Consider the following 15,619-nt stretch of genomic DNA (forward strand, 5'->3'; position numbering starts at 1 on the left):
AAGCTGCCTGCGGATGTCTCAGAGGCCGAGCTGTTCGCCCTGATTGACCAGTTGAACGCCGACCCCGCCGTGCATGGCATCCTGTGCCAGTTCCCGGTGCCGGATCATCTGGATGAACGTGCGGTCGTGGCGCGCATTGATCCGTCCAAGGACGTGGACGGCCTGAGCGTGGTGAACGCAGGCCTGCTGGCCAGCGGCGAAAAGGGCCTGGTGTCCTGCACGCCGCTTGGCTGCCTGATGCTGCTGCGCGATCAGATCGGTGACATGACCGGGATGGAGGCTGTGGTGATCGGACGCTCGAACCTGTTCGGCAAACCCATGGGTCAGCTACTGCTGCAGCAGAACTGCACGGTGACGATCGCGCATTCGCGCACGCGCGACCTGGCCGAGGTCTGCCGCCGCGCCGATATCCTCGTGGCGGCCGTGGGCCGCGCGGAAATGGTGCAGGCCGACTGGATCAAACCGGGCGCAACGGTGATCGACGTCGGCATCACCCGCATCCCGCACCCCGAAAAACCGGGCAAGACCAAACTGCTGGGCGACGTGAACTACGCCGAGGCCCGCGAAGTCGCCAAAGCCATTACCCCCGTCCCGGGCGGCGTCGGCCCCATGACAATCGCATGCCTGCTCGCAAACACTCTCACCGCATGCTGCAGAGCAAACAAAATAAATGAACCAAAAGGTCTAACGGCGTAAAGCTGACCGGCTGGTGCAGGCAAATTGCAGAAGCGGATGTGAGCCCTGTGCACCACCGCTTGCACGTCCGGGTTTTGCCCCCGAAATTCAGTCGGTTTCTTTGTGCTCCAAATATCCCGGGGGGTTCGGGGGGCTGGCCCCCCGATTGGTCGGCGCGCCTCAAGGCGCGGCGAAAATCTCTTGATCCAAGACCTTAGACAAGCACAGGCACCATGGTTCCAGTCAGTAGAGCCACATGTTTTTCCTTGCCTTGGTCCGAGGCGAAAACATCCGCCTGAACAACCAAGAGGCGCCGGCCAGGTTTGATAACGCGCCCGCGCGCAATCAACGCATCACCCACCGCCGGGGCCAGAAGGTTGATCTTCATCTCGGATGTCACCACCTCGAACGACGGCTCCAAAAGGCTCAGCGCGGAATAGCCAGCCGCGCTGTCACCAAGGCCAAAGGTCAGCGCAGCATGGGCAAATCCCTGTTGTTGGCCTGTTTCGGGGCGTATGGGAGCCGTTATTTCGACTGTACCGGGCGCGATAGCCGTCAAGGAGGCCTGAAAGCTGGCCATCATGCCCTGCCGGGCGAAACTGGATTGAATGCGGGTCTTGAGCTCATCAGGTGTCATGCTCCATGCGTGACACGATGTGCAGGGCGCCGCAACAAATTCGCTAGCGCGGCATCGGAATGGCACGCGCATGGGTGCCGATCAGAATGGCCCGGGCCTCGGGCTGCATCAATTTATTCAAGACCGCAGAATGGGTATGCAGGCCGCCGGTATAGGCGCCATATGCCGGAAGGATCAGCCTTTGAGTATCATATAGAAAACAGGGTTTTGTCAGGCTTCGCCCTCGCAGGTCCAGCCGCGCCTTTGGGTGATAGTGCCCCGATACTTCACCGGCCGAGACAGGACCGGCGCACGCAATGTGCCGAAACACGAGCGGACCCAGAGAAAAATCGGCCTTGTGGGTTCCGCCCAGAGCGACCGGACCGGGATCATGATTGCCTTCGATCCAGATCCAGTTCCGGCCCGCCTGAAGCCGTGTAATCCAGAGCTGTTCGTCTTCGGGCAAGGCGGCATCGATCCCTGGCGCATCAAAGCTGTCGCCCAGACAAATCACGCTTTGCGCGCCGGTGGCATCCAGATCGGCCTCGAGCCGCATCAGGGTTTCGCGGGTCTCGTAGGGGGGCAGTGGTGCGCCGCCAACGGCTGACAGGCGCGCTGACTTTCCCAAGTGCAGGTCTGAGACAACCAACAGGCCTTTTTCCGGCCAGTAAAGGGCGCCTGACGGACAGGCCACGAGCTGAGCCGTGCAAAAGGAAAAGGGGTGCGTGTTCATGCTGTGTTCTTGCCTGAGCGGTCAGTGCATCGCAAGCGGAATTGTCCACGGCACTGGACAGGCTGCATGCGAAGTGCGACGCTTTGCTATGCCTTTTGCACCCGTCCTGCGTGCCGGGGCCGTCTGGGCCGCTCTGTTTGGACCCATGGCGCCCGCAACGGCGCAAACCAGCTGCACCGAAGATGCGATGATCGTCTTCGATGGCTCGGGGTCGATGGCAGAAATTGGCTTTAACCTTATCGGCACGCCCCGGATATCCGAAGCCCGCGAAGCCATGCGGCAGGTCATGCCGGAAATCTCGAACCTGCGCCGTCTGGGCCTGATTATTTATGGTCCCGGCGGAGATAAAACATGTGAAAACATAGATTTACGGTTTGGTCCTAAAGCAGGTGCCGGCCCGCAGATATTGCGCGACGTCGAATCCTTGCAGCCCGCAGGCGGGACGCCACTGACCCTGTCTGTACAAATCGCGGCGGAGGCGCTGCAATACCGCAGCCAGCCGGGGACCATCGTGTTGGTGACAGATGGGGATGAAACCTGTGGTGGGGCGCCATGCGAGCTTGCAGCACAGTTTGCCGCCAATTCTGCGGGATTGGTGGTGCATGTGATTGGCTACAAAGTCAGGGGCGATCATTTTTCGTGGGGTGGCTCGGACGATACGGACTATAGCGATTCGACTTCGGTGGCGCGTTGTCTGGCCGAACAGACCGGGGGGCTCTACGTCGGGGCCGAGACGATCGAGGATTTGATTGGCGCCTTGCGGGTCACCTTAGGCTGCACTGTTTTGGGTTCGCTGGATATTCGCTGAGCGCGGAAATCACATCGAGGGCATTGGATCCGGGCTTGCCCCACAGCCATCCGCGCTACCTAAAACGCATGAGCAGCACGGATGATCCTTTCGCAAAATCCTCGGAGCTTCAGCAGAGGCGGGGCATCCGCGTGCCATCAGGCCGCCTGAGCCGCGCAGCGCGCATCGGGTCGATGAGTACCGGCATACTGGGCGCCATGGCGGCGGGTGGAACCCGGGCGCTGCTCTCGGGGGAAAGGCCAAAGGCCCGCGACCTTCTGTTGACCCCGGCCAACGCGCGACGCTTGGCGGATGAACTGGCCCGGATGCGCGGCGCGGCTATGAAAATGGGTCAGTTGCTCTCCATGGAGGCCTCGGACATCCTGCCGCCTGAACTGGCCGAGGTTTTGTCCCGCTTGCGCGCTGACGCCGATCACATGCCCCCGCGGCAGCTGAAACAGGTGTTGATCGGCGAATACGGCCCCGATTTCTTGCGCCGTTTCAATAAGTTCGATGTCAGACCTATTGCGGCGGCTTCGATCGGGCAGGTGCACCGGGTCGAAACCCATGATGGACGCAGGCTCGCGCTGAAAATCCAATACCCGGGTGTCCGGCAGTCCATTGATGCCGATGTGGCAAACCTTGGGGCCTTGTTGCGCGCCTCCCGCCTGCTGCCGGCCGAGGTTGCGCTTGATCCGCTTTTGGATGAAGCGCGGCGGCAGCTGCATGAAGAGGCGGACTACATCCGCGAGGCAGACCATTTGCGCCACTTCGCTGATCTGATTGGAGAAGATCCTCATTTCGTGGTTCCGGCTGTGCATTCGGATTTTTGCACGGGAAACATACTGGCAATGGATTTTGTCCAGAGCGCGCCTATCGAGACCGTGGAAGCAGCCGATCAGGCAACACGAGACGCGGTGGCCACCCGATTGTTTTCGCTATTTGCCAATGAGTTGTTGGACTGGCGCGTTATTCAGACAGATCCGAATTTCGCCAACTACCGATGGCAATCAGACCGGGGCCGGATCGTTCTGCTGGACTTTGGTGCGGCCCGTCCGTTCCCCATGGCGTTTTCGAACCGGATGCGTGATGTGCTGGCGTTGGGGCAGTCGGGGCAGGGCGATGCGGTGATGCAGCAGCTGGTGCAGGCAGATGTTTTGCCTGCGGACCTGCCGGACGGCCAGCGCTGCATTATCGATGAGATGATGGCCCTGAGCCTTCCGATGCTGAGCGCTGATAGGATCGATTTTGGCGACACTCGTTTGTTGGCGTCGCTGCGCGATCTGGGCATGCGCCTGGGCAGCGACGAAGGCTTTCGGCATATTCCGCCATGGGACGTGCTTTACATGCAGCGCAAACTCGGTGGCTTGGTGCTGTTGGCAACGCGGTTGCGGGCGCGTGTGCCGCTGTCGGAGATTCTCAAGGAGCGGCTCACCACGGCCTGAGCATACTGGCCTGAGGATACTGGCCTGAGGATACTGGGCGCGATCAGACCAAACCAAGCTCTGATACGATCCGGGCCGCCTCATCATGCGGCGAGGCCAGCACGCTGCGATCTTCACCCGGAAAGAACCGTGCCCGCGTGGCTGTCGCCAAAGGGGCCGGGGTGGTGATGTGAACCTGCGGGCCGGTCTTGGCGGTCTCGGCCTGCCAGCTGCGGACCATCGCGATCTGTGCGGATTTTGTGGTTCCGTAGTGACCAAAGAACTTCTCACCACCATGGGGATCATCAAAGAAAATGGCCTTGCCGTCGGTGCCCAGAAGCGGCGCAACGAAGGGGATCAGATGCGCCATGGCGTTGAGATTGACCGAAAGCGATTTGTCCCAATCCTTGGCGTCGAGGTGATGCACAGGGGTCAGTGGTGCGGCATGCACGGCTGTATGCGCCCAAAGCGCTACGCTGCCCCAGCGGTCATGCACGGACCGGCATAGATGTGCCATGGCATCGCGGTTGGTGATGTCCATCGGAGCCAGAGTCGCGTCGCCGCCCTTGGCTTTGATCCGGTCATCCAGATCCTCAAGGCCGCCAACAGTGCGGCCAACAGCGATGATGTGATAGGCGGGGGCCAGCGCTTCGGCGAGGGCAAAGCCCAGCCCGCGCGAGGCACCTGTGATGAGGGCGATCTGTGTCATGGGTGCGGTTTGGCCGGGTTAAAGCCAAAGGTCAAGCGGCGGCGCGGGCGTCACCGGTTCTTTGGAGTATTTGGACAGAGAAGAAACGCAGGAACAGGATGATGGATCCTACCTATGGGGGAAATCAATTGGTGCGAGGATATGCGATGGGCCTGCGCTGGCCCGGCGCTGTGCGGGCCATGCGCACTGACTTCGCCGGCGAAAGCGTTGTGACTATTCGGCGGCTTTCATCTGGAAACCCTTCTGGATCATATCCGCCGGTTCGACCGGATATTCGCCAGAGAAGCAGGCATCGCAGTACTGAGGGCATTTGCTGTCGCGGCCCTTAGCTTCGCCCACGGCGCGGTAGAGACCATCCAGAGAGATGAACTTGAGGCTGTCGACGCCCAGATGGCTGCGCATTTCCTCTTCGCTCATGGTGGCGGCCAGCAGTTTTTCGCGCTGCGGCGTGTCCACACCATAAAAACATGGCCAGGCGGTCGGTGGCGAGGCGATGCGGAAATGAACTTCGGCAGCGCCGGCATCAAGGATCATTTCCTTGATCTTGCGGCTGGTGGTGCCGCGCACAACGCTGTCGTCCACGAGGATTACGCGCTTCCCTTGAATTAGAGCACGGTTCACGTTGAGTTTGAGGCGCACACCCATGTTTCGAATCTGTTCGGTCGGTTCGATAAATGTGCGGCCCATGTACTGATTGCGGATGATCCCCATGCCGTAGGGAATGCCGGATTCATGGGCAAAGCCGATCGCCGCTGGCGTGCCGCTGTCCGGAACTGGGCAGACAAGATCCGCATCCACGGGCGCTTCTCGCGCCAGTTCAACACCGATCTGACGGCGGGTTTCATAGACCGAGCGGCCGCCAATGATGCTGTCAGGTCGTGAGAAATAGACGTGCTCAAAGATGCAAAAGCGCGGCTGCTGTGGCCGGAAGGGGCGTACGCTTTCGACGCCTTTTTCGGCGGTGATCACCACCATTTCGCCCGGCTCGATTTCGCGCACGAATTCCGCGCCAATGATATCCAGCGCGCAGGTTTCCGAACTGAGGGCCCAGCCATCCCCGATCTTGCCCAGCACCAGTGGGCGGACGCCCAGAGGGTCGCGCACACCGATCAGTTTGGTGCGGGTCATGGCCACAACGCTAAAGGCGCCTTCGACACGGCGCAGGGCGTCTTCCATGCGTTCAGGAATGTTGCGCTGCAAAGAGCGTGCCATCAGGTGAATGATGCATTCGCTGTCAGATGAGCTTTGGAAGATTGAACCGCGTTCGATCAACTCGCGGCGCAGGGCGTCGGCATTGGTGATGTTGCCGTTGTGGGCAATGGCCGCGCCGCCCATGGAGAATTCACCAAAGAAGGGTTGAACGTCGCGAATTGCGGTCTGACCCTTGGAGCCTGCTGTGGAGTAACGCACATGCCCAATGGCGAGCGGGCCGGGCAGGGTTTCCATCAGCGATTGTTTGGTAAAGTTGTCGCGCACATAGCCAAAGCGCCGTGCAGAGTTGAATCCGGTTTCGGGATCATGGCTGACGATGCCGCCGGCTTCTTGTCCGCGATGCTGTAGCGCGTGCAGACCCAAGGCTACGAAGTTTGCAGCGTCTGTGACGCCGACGACGCCGAAAATGCCGCACTCCTCCTTGAGTTTATCGCCATCGACGGCGTCGAAATCAAAGGGATGCGCGGGAGGCATTTGGAGGTCGGTCAAGGGCAGCTCCGAATCCAAGGCAGAAGGATTGCGCCCCTCTTAAGCATTTGAGGCGCGTCTGTCACGAAAGGATCGTAAAACGTGATGAGTCTGTGTCGCTTTGGCCCGCGTGTCACGAGCGATCAGGCGTCAGAGGCCGACGGTGCATCACACACGCCAACCAGCTGTTCGTACTGAGCGGTGATCCAGCCAAGGGCCTGTTCCGGGTTCTGCTCTTCGATACGCCCGGTGAAGCGGCTGAAAACAGCGGCAGAGCGGCTGTCATCGATCATTGGAATATCCTGTGCCGTGATCACCGTTTCGTAAACGAAAAAGCCAATGGCAACGAGCAGAACGCCCCGGGCGACGCCGAAAAAGAAGCCGAGCGCCTGATCCAGGCCGCCAAGGGCGGACCGCTGAACCAGCGAGGAAAAGAGCGGCGTGAACAGCGATGTAATCACCAGTGCCAAGGTGAAGACGGCCGCAAAGGCGGCGATCACCGACAATTCGCAGCTGTCCGCGAGGAATTCGCCCACAATCGGGATTTCCTTGACCAGTGGCTGAACTTGGTCGGCAAACATGAATGCGACGATGGCTGCCACGACCCAGCCGGCAATGGCCATTGTTTCGCGGACAAGCCCGCGTGAATAGGCCAGCAGGGCCGAAAGCACTATGATGACGGCAACAACACCATCCACGACCGTAAAGCCTTCCATGCGCCCAACTTCCTTCTTGTCTGGGCGCGGTGTGCCGCGCCATCTATTTCACCGGCCGGATCAACCCGCGCCGAATACGTCTCCGACGAAACTGGTCAGATCAGACATCTGAGACAGTTTCATTCCTGCACCTTTGGCGGCTTTGCCACCCTTCGGCATGATTGCGGTGGAAAAACCAAGTTTTTGCGCTTCTTTCAACCTGTTTTCGGCCTGACCGACCGGACGCAGGGCGCCAGAGAGGCTTATTTCGCCAAAAACAACCGTTTCGGGTGGCAGCGCTGAATCTTCTCGCGCGGAAAGCAGCGCAGCAGCAACGGCGAGGTCGGCGGCGGGTTCAGAGATTTTCATGCCGCCCGCCACATTCAGGTACACATCGAGCCCGGCAAAGGGGATTCCGCAGCGCGATTCGAGCACGGCAAGGATCATGGCGAGCCGCGAGCCATCCCAGCCCACGACGGACCGGCGCGGTTGCGAATGCGGGGAAGGTGCGACAAGCGCCTGTAGCTCCACAAGCACCGGGCGTGTGCCTTCGATGCCGGAAAACACCACCGAACCCGGCGCAGGCTGGCCGCGTTCCGACAAGAACAGTGCCGAGGGGTTGGTGACCTGTGCCAGACCTCCGCCGGTCATTTCAAAGACACCGATTTCGTCGGCCGGGCCAAAGCGGTTCTTGACCGAGCGCAGGATGCGGAACTGGTGGCCGCGCTCGCCTTCGAAATAGAGCACCGTGTCGACCATATGTTCGACGACGCGTGGCCCTGCGATCTGGCCGTCTTTGGTAACATGGCCAACCATGATCACCGCGCTGCCGCGTTTCTTGGCGAAACTTGTCAACTCATGTGCGGCTGCGCGAACCTGCGACACCGACCCAGGCGCGCTGCCGACATTGTCGGCCCACATGGTCTGTATCGAATCCACGATGGCCAGATCCGGGCGTTCATTGTCCAGAGTTGTCAGGATGTCCCGCAAGTTGGTTTCGGCGGCCAGTTGAACCGGCGCATCCGCCAGTCCAAGCCGCTGCGCGCGCAAACGCACCTGCGCGCTGGCTTCTTCGCCGGACACGTAGATGACCTTCAGGCCCGAGCGTGCAAAGGCTGCGGCTGCCTGCAAAAGCAAGGTGGATTTTCCGATGCCCGGATCGCCACCGACCAGAACGGCAGAGGCGGGCACGAGACCGCCGCCCAGAACGCGGTCCAGTTCATCCAGACCCGCAGCCGTGCGGGGTGGGGGCGCTTCGTTCGCGGCCAGATCGGTCAGGGTGACGGCCCGCCCGCGTCCTCCCAGCGCCTGCTTTGCGGGCCCTTCGGACAAAGGCTTTTCTTCGGCGATGGTGTTCCATTCGCCGCAGCCGTCGCATCGCCCTGACCACTTGGAAAAGGCTGCCCCGCAGGATTGGCAGACAAAAGTGAGGGTCGGTTTGGCCATGTCGGCTCCTGCATGGGGGGGGATTCAGCAGGTCGGTTATGCCCCAAGCTGGTCGGCAGGCCAATAGGGGCGACGCGGCGCAGGTTTATTCTGCGGCGCGCGGCTCCAGTTTGCGGATATTCGACAGATCCGAGGCTTCAAGGGCGTCGCCGTGTTCTTCAGCCACGAGGATTTCGTCGGTTTGAGCCGAACGGGCATCTTTTGCCTGCAATAGTTCAGGCAGGATATCGGACAGCTCTTCGCGCAGGCGTTCCAGTTGCGATGCGACCACGGCTTCTTCCATTTCGACCGACTCGGACCACTGGCGAATTTCCAACGCCATGGCCTTGGCCTTTTCGATACGTTCGTTGAAAGTTTCGATCTCCTGCTGGCGCGCGATCAGAAAATCGCGGGCGCGTGACAGGTTGTCGTCCGAATAGGTCTGGGCCAGTTCTGTGCTGACGTGGCTCATTTGTGCGGCCAGTTCCAAAACGGATGGCTCCAGCTCAGAAAGATCGGGATGGTCTCGCAGAAAGGCGATGCGCTCGCGGATCGAGTCGAATTCGCCTTTGATCTTGAAGTTGCCCTCGCGATCCGACGCATGGGCCGCATGGTAGGCGCGGGCCACATCACGCATGCCCATATGAAATCGCCGATGCGAATTTTCCAGCGCCATGATCCGCGCATTCGTTGGTAGGAAAAAACACAAGCCAACCGCGAGAAGTGTCACAGCCAACTGGATGACAATGCCCGCCAGAGGATACAGCGTTTCGCCGATTGTCAGAGGCAGGGTCAGCCACGGTGCGATGCCAAAGGCGCAGGCCAATGTGTATGCTGTGAGTGCGGCTGCAAAAAGCGTGATTGAAACAAGCGTAATCTGTTGCATAGCGAGCTGCAGCAACCGCAGCCCGGAACGGGTGGAGTGAAACATGGAACCCCCAGTTAACCAATTCACTATACCGGGGTGACAGCCCCGATATTGCATATATTACGCTGCTAAGATGTATCTCAAAGGGGAATTATTAACCTAAACGTTTCAGTTTCGTGCTGTTGCCATTGAGGGACTGTCGCGCGGCCCCGCATGCTGGATCAGCTGGTCCACCACCACAGTCCCAGCAAAACAATCACCATCAAGGCGTGAATGGCGTCGATCCAACGCCAGCGTGCTCTTGGGATCAACCCGCAGAGCGCAAAGATGCCTGACGGAACAAGCAGGGCAGCAAGTCCACCGCCCTCGGCCATGAACTGAGCGGTGTTGGTGTAAATCGCGCCAGAGTTCAGCCCCAAAGCCGGAGCAAACACAGTGTAGACGCCTGCGCCTGCCATCAAGAGCGTCAGCAAGGCGGGCCAGCGCGCAATGCCATATCCGCCGATCACCCGCAGCAGGGCCAACAGGCACAAGAGCTGCAAATAAATGAACTTCTTGTAGAAGATAAATCCCAGCAAAACCGGATCGGGCTCAAAGAAACTGTTCATCGGATCGCCTCGATCGGTCCGGTGGCGCGTCCGGAAATGAATTGATCCAGATAGGGGTCACCGCTGTCGTCCATTTGTGCAACCGGTCCCGTCCACTGAATGACCCCGTCGTGCAACATGGCGACATTGTCGGCAATGGCCCGGACCGAGGTCATGTCATGGGTGATGGTCATGGCGGTTGCGCCCATCTCGGTGACGATCTCGCGGATCAGGTCGTTGATCACACCGGACATGATCGGATCAAGCCCCGTGGTCGGCTCGTCAAAAAAGATGATTTCGGGCTCCGCTGCAATTGCTCGGGCAAGGCCGACGCGTTTTTGCATGCCGCCGGACAGCTCGGAGGGAAACAGGTCAGCCACATCCGGTGTCAGACCAACGCGCCGGAGCTTCTCAATTGCGATTTCCCGGGCCTCGGCCCGCGAGCGTTGCAAGCTGCCCCGCAACAGGCGAAAGGCAACGTTCTGCCAGACCGGCAGGCTGTCGAACAGGGCGCCGCCCTGAAAGAGCATGCCAAAGCGCGCCAAAAACGCATCTCGGTCCGCGCGCGTGACATCCTGACCGTCCAGCGTGATCACGCCGCTGTCGGGTGTGACCAACCCCAACACGGATTTCAAAAGCACGGATTTTCCAGTGCCGGAACCGCCGATGATCACCATTGAGCTTCCGCTTTCGATGGTCAGGTCGATGCCACACAAGACCTTTTTGGGGCCAAAAGCCTTATGAACGTTCGACAGCGTGATCATAGCGAAAACAGCGCTCCGGTCAGAAGGAAGTTCGCGGCGAGTATCAGCACAGCCGCTGCTTCGACCGCGCCTTTGGTCGCGCGCCCGACACCCTGTGCGCCGCGGCCCGAATGCATGCCGAAATAGCAGCCCATGACAGCGGCGATCCCGCCAAAGGCGCAGCCTTTGATCAGCGATGACAACACGTCGAGCGGTTCAAGGAAATTCACGGTATTCTTGAGATAGGCTGCCCCGTTGAAACCCAACGATCCGGTGGCGACCGAGTAGCCGCCGAATATCCCGATGACATCGCCGACGCCCACCAAGACCGGCACCACCAAAAGTGCGGCTAGCACGCGCGGTGCCACGAGGTATTTCATCGGATTGGTGGACAGGGTGGTCAGCGCGTCGATCTGTTCTGTCACCTTCATGGTCGCAATCTCGGCCGCAATCGAAGAGGTCACACGGGCCGCGATCATCAGGCCCACCAGAACAGGGCCCAATTCACGAACCATACCAATGGCGACGATTTGCGGGACCACCGCTTCGGCCGAGAACCGAGCGCCACCTGCGTAGATCTGCAAGGCAAGCGCGCCGCCGGTAAAGACAGCCGTAAGGCCAACAACAGGCAGTGACAGCCAGCCGATGTTCAGCAGCGCGACCATGAATTCGCGGCCATAAAACGGCGGACGCAGAATATGGCTGAGCGCCGAGAGCGCAAAGAGCATCACACGGCCGATCGAGGCCATGGCCGCAAGCGTACCGCGCCCCAGAACACCCAGCGAATAGAGCAGGGCCGTCATGCCTGAACGTAGGTGCGCGCATACCGCGCGCCGAGGCTTGTCAAAATTTCATACCCGATGGTGCCTGCCCAATCGGCCAGCGTGTCGACGCTCTGATGACGACCGAGCAATTCGAGATATTCCGGATCGCCGTCGACTTGCGTGACGTCCACACCGATCAGGTCCATTGAGACACGCCCCAGCACCTTGCAGCGGGTCCCATCCGCCCAGAGAATGGCCTTTGGGCCCATTGCGCGCAGCAAGCCGTCAGCGTAACCGGCTGCAATCGTGGCCACGCGTGTCGGGGTGCGTGCCACCCAGCTGTTGCCGTAGCCGACCGATTCACCAGGCTCGACCATCCGTGTCTGAATGACCGGGATATGCAGACTGACGACGGGCAGGGCATCCAGATAAGGCAATCCGCCATAAACGCCGATGCCGGGCCGGATCATATCAAAATGGTATCCGGCACCCAGCAAAGTGCCCCCTGTCGCAGCCAGAGAACGCGGCGCATCTTCGATGCCGTCAGTCAATTGGCGAAAGACATTCAACTGATGCTCATTCATTGCGTGATCAGGTTCATCTGCGCAGGCCAGATGGCTCATCAGCAGACTGGGTTTTTGCGCCAACGCGATATCGCGCAGTGCAGACCATTCTGATGGCTCCATGCCCAACCGGTTCATTCCGGTGTCGAGCTGAACACCAAAGGGATGGCCGGGCAAGCCTTCGACATGGCGTAACATCTGGTCGATCGAATTGATCAAAGGCGTGAGCCGCGCATCACGCATCAGGGCCGTATCGCCGGCCATATGGCCACCAAAGACAAAGATTTCGGGACCGGAGCCCAGAACGCGGCGCAGGGCTGCGCCTTCTTCGGCGATGGCGACAAAGAACCGCCGTGCGCCGGCTTCGGCCAGTGCGGGGCCGACCTGTTCAATACCCAAGCCATAAGCGTCGGCTTTGACCACCGCGCCTGCTTCGGTTTGCGCCAAGTTCTGCAAATTGCGCCAGTTGGTGCAAAGAGCCGAGAGATCGATTGTCAATTGTGCCTGGGCCATGGCCTGTCTTTGTCCGGCTCATCGCGCGGGTCAAGGGTAAAACATAGGCACTGCATGCATTGCGTATCACGTTCGCGCGTATCGGGCTTGCGCTGTCCATCTGCGGGCGACTAAATCGAAGCATAGCATTTGGGGGTGGCATGAGTGATTTTGAAGACGCACTGAAGCGCAAGATTGATAGCAAGACCAAGCCGGTTGGCTCGCTTGGGCGGATCGAAGCGCTGGCCATGCGTACAGCGCGTTTGCAGCGCAAGCTGGACCCTGAAATGGAACGCGCCTGTCTTGTCATCTTTGCGGGGGACCATGGCATCGCAGACGAAGGCGTTTCTGCCTATCCGGCTGAGGTCACACGTCAGATGGTTCTGAATTTTGCCGGGGGCGGTGCGGCTGCCAATGTCTTTGCGCGGGCCGGTGATCTTGATCTGCATGTGGTGAATGCCGGTGTGCGCGGCGGATCGTTCGATTTGCCCCAGATCACCGAGCAAAGTCTGGGGTCTGGAACGGTTTCTTTTCTGAAGGCCCCGGCCATGAGCGCGCCACAGGTGGTGGATGCGCTTGAACGTGGCATTTCGATTGGATCGGCGGGCGACTATCACGCCATGGCCTTTGGAGAGATGGGCATCGGCAATACTGCTTCGGCATCGATGCTTGTGCATCGCCTGACGAAAGCGCCGCTCAAAGACGTGGTCGGGCGCGGAACCGGGTTGAATAGTGCCGGGTTGTTGAACAAGGTCGAAATTCTGGAAAAGGCCAGTGCGCGGGTCAGCGGCACGCTGAGTCCGACGGCCGCCCTGTCCGAATTTGGCGGCTTTGAGATCGCCATGATGGCCGGCGCCATGATCGGCGCGGCACAGGCCAAGCGGATGGTGCTGGTAGACGGCTTTATCGCGTCGACAGCAGCCATGATTGCGGGGCAGATCGAACCCTCGTGCAGGGACGCTATGATCTTTTGCACGCTTTCGACCGAGCCGGGGCACCGATTGGTTCTGGATGCCGTAGGAGCCAAACCTCTGTTGGATCTGGGCTTGCGGTTGGGGGAAGGCACGGGTGCGGCGCTTGCCTGGCCATTGCTGCGATCAGCCGTCAGAATGCTGAATGAAATGGCCAGCTTCGAAGAGGCCGGCGTTTCCGGGAAATCTGACCTGTCGTGAGCGCCGTAATGCCTGACCTGAAAACCGAGCGCACGCTGTTCTTGCTGGCCGTGCAATTCCTGACCCGACTGCCGGTGCCGCGCGATCTGGAATTTTCGGACGATTTGCTGATCCGTGCGACCAAATACTACCCGCTGGTTGGGTGTCTTGTTGGACTGATCGGCGCGGTGACCCTGTGGATTGCCGGTCAGTGGCTGCCGCCGGTGGTTGCGGTCTTGCTGTCCTTGGCGGCAACTCTTTTCGCGACGGGGGCCTTTCACGAAGACGGGCTCGCCGATGCAGCCGATGGTTTGGGTGGTGGAATGACCCGCGATCGCGCGCTGGAAATCATGCGGGATTCGCGCATTGGAACCTATGGCACGGTCACCTTGGGCACTGCATTGGCCATCAAGGTTGCCGCGTTGTCCGCCATGACGCCGGCCACCGCAGGGCTGGCGCTGATCTTTGGGCACGGGCTGTCGCGGATGGCCGCAGTGAGCGTCATCGCGACCACACCCTATGCCCGCGATGTGGGGGCCAAGTTTGTGGCCCCGACCGTCACGCCGGATGGCTATCGGTGGGCGCAGACGACGGCGTTTTGTTTACTGATCGCTTTTGTGCTGTGCCTCGGCTTTGGTGCAGCCCTGGCAGGCGTTTTGGCCTGTGCGGTGTTGGCATGGATGTTTCGCCGGATGTTCGTTCGCAAGCTGGGTGGCTACACGGGCGATTGCCTTGGCGGAACTCAGCAATTGAGCGAGCTTGGAATATACCTTGGCGTGCTGGCATGGCTGTAGTTCTGCTCAGGCATACGACACCCGATGTGCAGGTGGGGACGTGTTATGGCATGACCGATCTGCAATTGGCTGACAGCTTTGAGCGTGAGGCGGAGGCCGCGCTGGATCAATTGCCTGAGATCAGCGCGATCTACAGTTCACCTTTGACACGCTGCCGTCGTTTGGCAGAAAAGGCAGCGGCGCGGTTTGGACAGCAGGTTTTGGTTTCAAACCATTGGCGGGAAATGGATTTTGGGTCTTGGGAAGGCCAGAGCTGGGACTCAATCCCGCGCGCAGCGCTGGATGCTTGGGCAGAAGATTTTCACGGATACGACGGGCATGGCGGCGAATCTGTATCTGCGCTGGCTGCGCGCATCAAACTGGGCCTTGGAAGCGTGCCGGACGGTGCCTTGGTGGTGACGCATGCGGGCTGCATCAAGGCCGCTGCCGCTCTGCATGGTTTGGCCGATGGCTGGGATACCCAAGTTGCATTCGGAAAAACTCTGTCGCTGTAGCGGCGGGCCTGATGCTCAATCCAGAACGCTCATGGGTGCATCGCGCCGTGCGCGATAGCTGGCAAGACGGCTGTCCAGATTGCCGCTGTGCAGCTCCAGTTTGTGCCCGTCAGGATCCAGAAAATAGAGCGATGCGCCTTCAGAGCGGTTGTCTTTCCACAAAGAGGCGGCGCCTTTGATCTGTGATGCCAAGGCGTCGAAGTCTGCTTTGGGACAGTCAAAGGCGATATGGCTGTGGTCGGTGTGGTGGTCAGGATCTCCCCGTTCAAGGCATAGCCACAAAGACCCCAGCGACAGATACGCGGCTTTGGGGCCTTGCGCCCGCAGCTCTGCGCCCAGCACGTCAGCATAAAACCGAATGGAGTGGGGCAGGTCGGTCACCACAAGTGTGATGTGGTTGATGCCCGTGATTGCCATGG

General features: G+C 60.1%; 18 protein-coding genes. 6 read left to right on the plus strand and 12 right to left on the minus strand.

From position 1 onward, the window contains the following. Positions 1 to 696 (plus strand): bifunctional methylenetetrahydrofolate dehydrogenase/methenyltetrahydrofolate cyclohydrolase FolD (folD, locus tag PFY00_RS05125; protein WP_271431464.1); only part of this gene is annotated, 696 nt, incomplete at its 5' end. A 193-nt stretch (positions 697 to 889) separates the two neighbouring features. Here folD and PFY00_RS05130 read toward each other — a convergent pair. Next, entirely contained in the window at positions 890 to 1,312 is a 423-nt protein-coding gene (locus tag PFY00_RS05130; RefSeq protein ID WP_271431465.1) for a PaaI family thioesterase, read from the minus strand. Positions 1,313 to 1,355: 43 nt separating this feature from the next. After that, the gene (gene pdeM / locus PFY00_RS05135) at positions 1,356 to 2,024 is read right to left on the minus strand and encodes a ligase-associated DNA damage response endonuclease PdeM (protein ID WP_271431466.1); all 669 of its coding nucleotides are present in this window, start codon (positions 2,022 to 2,024) and stop codon (positions 1,356 to 1,358) included. 88 nt (positions 2,025 to 2,112) lie between these two features. On the opposite strand from pdeM, the gene PFY00_RS05140 reads away from it, so the two are divergent. Continuing rightward, positions 2,113 to 2,832, plus strand: a complete 720-nt coding sequence (locus PFY00_RS05140; RefSeq protein WP_271431467.1) for a vWA domain-containing protein — start codon at positions 2,113 to 2,115, stop codon at positions 2,830 to 2,832. 68 nt (positions 2,833 to 2,900) lie between these two features. Then, positions 2,901 to 4,256 (plus strand): ABC1 kinase family protein, encoded by a 1,356-nt coding sequence (locus PFY00_RS05145; RefSeq protein ID WP_271431468.1) that lies wholly within the window; start codon positions 2,901 to 2,903, stop codon positions 4,254 to 4,256. Positions 4,257 to 4,299: 43 nt separating this feature from the next. Here the strand turns inward: PFY00_RS05145 and PFY00_RS05150 are convergent, their stop codons facing one another. From PFY00_RS05150 to alr, 9 genes are all read right to left on the minus strand, one after another. Further along, complete coding sequence (locus PFY00_RS05150) at positions 4,300 to 4,944, minus strand: SDR family NAD(P)-dependent oxidoreductase (RefSeq protein WP_271431469.1); 645 nt, start codon at positions 4,942 to 4,944, stop codon at positions 4,300 to 4,302. Between the two features lie 213 nt (positions 4,945 to 5,157). Continuing rightward, positions 5,158 to 6,630, minus strand: coding sequence for an amidophosphoribosyltransferase (gene purF / locus PFY00_RS05155; protein WP_271432203.1), 1,473 nt, complete (start codon positions 6,628 to 6,630; stop codon positions 5,158 to 5,160). A 137-nt stretch (positions 6,631 to 6,767) separates the two neighbouring features. Further along, positions 6,768 to 7,340, minus strand: a complete 573-nt coding sequence (locus PFY00_RS05160; protein WP_271431470.1) for a CvpA family protein — start codon at positions 7,338 to 7,340, stop codon at positions 6,768 to 6,770. A gap of 60 nt (positions 7,341 to 7,400) precedes the next feature. Further along, complete coding sequence (gene radA / locus PFY00_RS05165; protein ID WP_271431471.1) at positions 7,401 to 8,765, minus strand: DNA repair protein RadA; 1,365 nt, start codon at positions 8,763 to 8,765, stop codon at positions 7,401 to 7,403. Between the two features lie 85 nt (positions 8,766 to 8,850). Next, positions 8,851 to 9,675, minus strand: coding sequence for a nucleoside triphosphate pyrophosphohydrolase family protein (locus PFY00_RS05170; protein WP_271431472.1), 825 nt, complete (start codon positions 9,673 to 9,675; stop codon positions 8,851 to 8,853). A gap of 158 nt (positions 9,676 to 9,833) precedes the next feature. After that, on the minus strand, positions 9,834 to 10,220 hold the full coding sequence (locus PFY00_RS05175) for a hypothetical protein (RefSeq protein WP_271431473.1): 387 nt from the start codon (positions 10,218 to 10,220) through the stop codon (positions 9,834 to 9,836). After that, positions 10,217 to 10,963, minus strand: coding sequence for an ABC transporter ATP-binding protein (locus PFY00_RS05180; protein ID WP_271431474.1), 747 nt, complete (start codon positions 10,961 to 10,963; stop codon positions 10,217 to 10,219). The genes PFY00_RS05175 and PFY00_RS05180 overlap by 4 nt, the downstream gene beginning before the upstream one ends. Then, positions 10,960 to 11,745, minus strand: a complete 786-nt coding sequence (locus PFY00_RS05185) for an MlaE family ABC transporter permease (RefSeq protein WP_271431475.1) — start codon at positions 11,743 to 11,745, stop codon at positions 10,960 to 10,962. Before PFY00_RS05185 ends, PFY00_RS05180 begins: the two co-directional genes overlap by 4 nt. Beyond that, on the minus strand, positions 11,742 to 12,782 hold the full coding sequence (alr, locus tag PFY00_RS05190) for an alanine racemase (RefSeq protein WP_271431476.1): 1,041 nt from the start codon (positions 12,780 to 12,782) through the stop codon (positions 11,742 to 11,744). The genes PFY00_RS05185 and alr overlap by 4 nt, the downstream gene beginning before the upstream one ends. Before the next feature lie 140 nt (positions 12,783 to 12,922). On the opposite strand from alr, the gene cobT reads away from it, so the two are divergent. Genes cobT through PFY00_RS05205 form a run of 3 tightly spaced genes read left to right on the plus strand, consistent with a single transcriptional unit; the run spans position 12,923 to position 15,200 of the window. Then, on the plus strand, positions 12,923 to 13,933 hold the full coding sequence (gene cobT / locus PFY00_RS05195) for a nicotinate-nucleotide--dimethylbenzimidazole phosphoribosyltransferase (protein WP_271431477.1): 1,011 nt from the start codon (positions 12,923 to 12,925) through the stop codon (positions 13,931 to 13,933). An 8-nt stretch (positions 13,934 to 13,941) separates the two neighbouring features. After that, the gene (cobS, locus tag PFY00_RS05200) at positions 13,942 to 14,706 is read left to right on the plus strand and encodes an adenosylcobinamide-GDP ribazoletransferase (RefSeq protein WP_271431478.1); all 765 of its coding nucleotides are present in this window, start codon (positions 13,942 to 13,944) and stop codon (positions 14,704 to 14,706) included. Then, on the plus strand, positions 14,697 to 15,200 hold the full coding sequence (locus tag PFY00_RS05205; RefSeq protein WP_271431479.1) for a histidine phosphatase family protein: 504 nt from the start codon (positions 14,697 to 14,699) through the stop codon (positions 15,198 to 15,200). Before cobS ends, PFY00_RS05205 begins: the two co-directional genes overlap by 10 nt. 15 nt (positions 15,201 to 15,215) lie before the next feature. On the opposite strand, the gene PFY00_RS05210 is transcribed toward PFY00_RS05205, so the two are convergent. Continuing rightward, positions 15,216 to 15,617: a VOC family protein gene (locus PFY00_RS05210; protein WP_271431480.1), complete on the minus strand. Its 402-nt coding sequence runs from the start codon at positions 15,615 to 15,617 to the stop codon at positions 15,216 to 15,218. Positions 15,618 to 15,619: the final 2 nt, after the last annotated feature.

This window comes from Thalassococcus lentus (genome assembly GCF_028023555.1).
Classification (GTDB): domain Bacteria; phylum Pseudomonadota; class Alphaproteobacteria; order Rhodobacterales; family Rhodobacteraceae; genus Thalassococcus_A; species Thalassococcus_A lentus.

Coding starts and splice junctions, on each gene's coding strand:
- PFY00_RS05170 (WP_271431472.1), bottom strand. CDS start 9,675: ATGTTTCACTCCACCCGTTCCGGGCTGCGGTTGCTGCAGCTCGCTATG.
- PFY00_RS05150 (WP_271431469.1), bottom strand. CDS start 4,944: ATGACACAGATCGCCCTCATCACAGGTGCCTCGCGCGGGCTGGGCTTT.
- purF (WP_271432203.1), bottom strand. CDS start 6,630: ATGCCTCCCGCGCATCCCTTTGATTTCGACGCCGTCGATGGCGATAAA.
- PFY00_RS05160 (WP_271431470.1), bottom strand. CDS start 7,340: ATGGAAGGCTTTACGGTCGTGGATGGTGTTGTTGCCGTCATCATAGTG.
- PFY00_RS05175 (WP_271431473.1), bottom strand. CDS start 10,220: ATGAACAGTTTCTTTGAGCCCGATCCGGTTTTGCTGGGATTTATCTTC.
- PFY00_RS05210 (WP_271431480.1), bottom strand. CDS start 15,617: ATGGCAATCACGGGCATCAACCACATCACACTTGTGGTGACCGACCTG.
- PFY00_RS05130 (WP_271431465.1), bottom strand. CDS start 1,312: ATGACACCTGATGAGCTCAAGACCCGCATTCAATCCAGTTTCGCCCGG.
- PFY00_RS05180 (WP_271431474.1), bottom strand. CDS start 10,963: ATGATCACGCTGTCGAACGTTCATAAGGCTTTTGGCCCCAAAAAGGTC.
- alr (WP_271431476.1), bottom strand. CDS start 12,782: ATGGCCCAGGCACAATTGACAATCGATCTCTCGGCTCTTTGCACCAAC.
- pdeM (WP_271431466.1), bottom strand. CDS start 2,024: ATGAACACGCACCCCTTTTCCTTTTGCACGGCTCAGCTCGTGGCCTGT.
- PFY00_RS05145 (WP_271431468.1), top strand. CDS start 2,901: ATGAGCAGCACGGATGATCCTTTCGCAAAATCCTCGGAGCTTCAGCAG.
- PFY00_RS05185 (WP_271431475.1), bottom strand. CDS start 11,745: ATGACGGCCCTGCTCTATTCGCTGGGTGTTCTGGGGCGCGGTACGCTT.
- radA (WP_271431471.1), bottom strand. CDS start 8,765: ATGGCCAAACCGACCCTCACTTTTGTCTGCCAATCCTGCGGGGCAGCC.
- PFY00_RS05140 (WP_271431467.1), top strand. CDS start 2,113: ATGCCTTTTGCACCCGTCCTGCGTGCCGGGGCCGTCTGGGCCGCTCTG.
- cobS (WP_271431478.1), top strand. CDS start 13,942: ATGCCTGACCTGAAAACCGAGCGCACGCTGTTCTTGCTGGCCGTGCAA.
- cobT (WP_271431477.1), top strand. CDS start 12,923: ATGAGTGATTTTGAAGACGCACTGAAGCGCAAGATTGATAGCAAGACC.
- PFY00_RS05205 (WP_271431479.1), top strand. CDS start 14,697: ATGGCTGTAGTTCTGCTCAGGCATACGACACCCGATGTGCAGGTGGGG.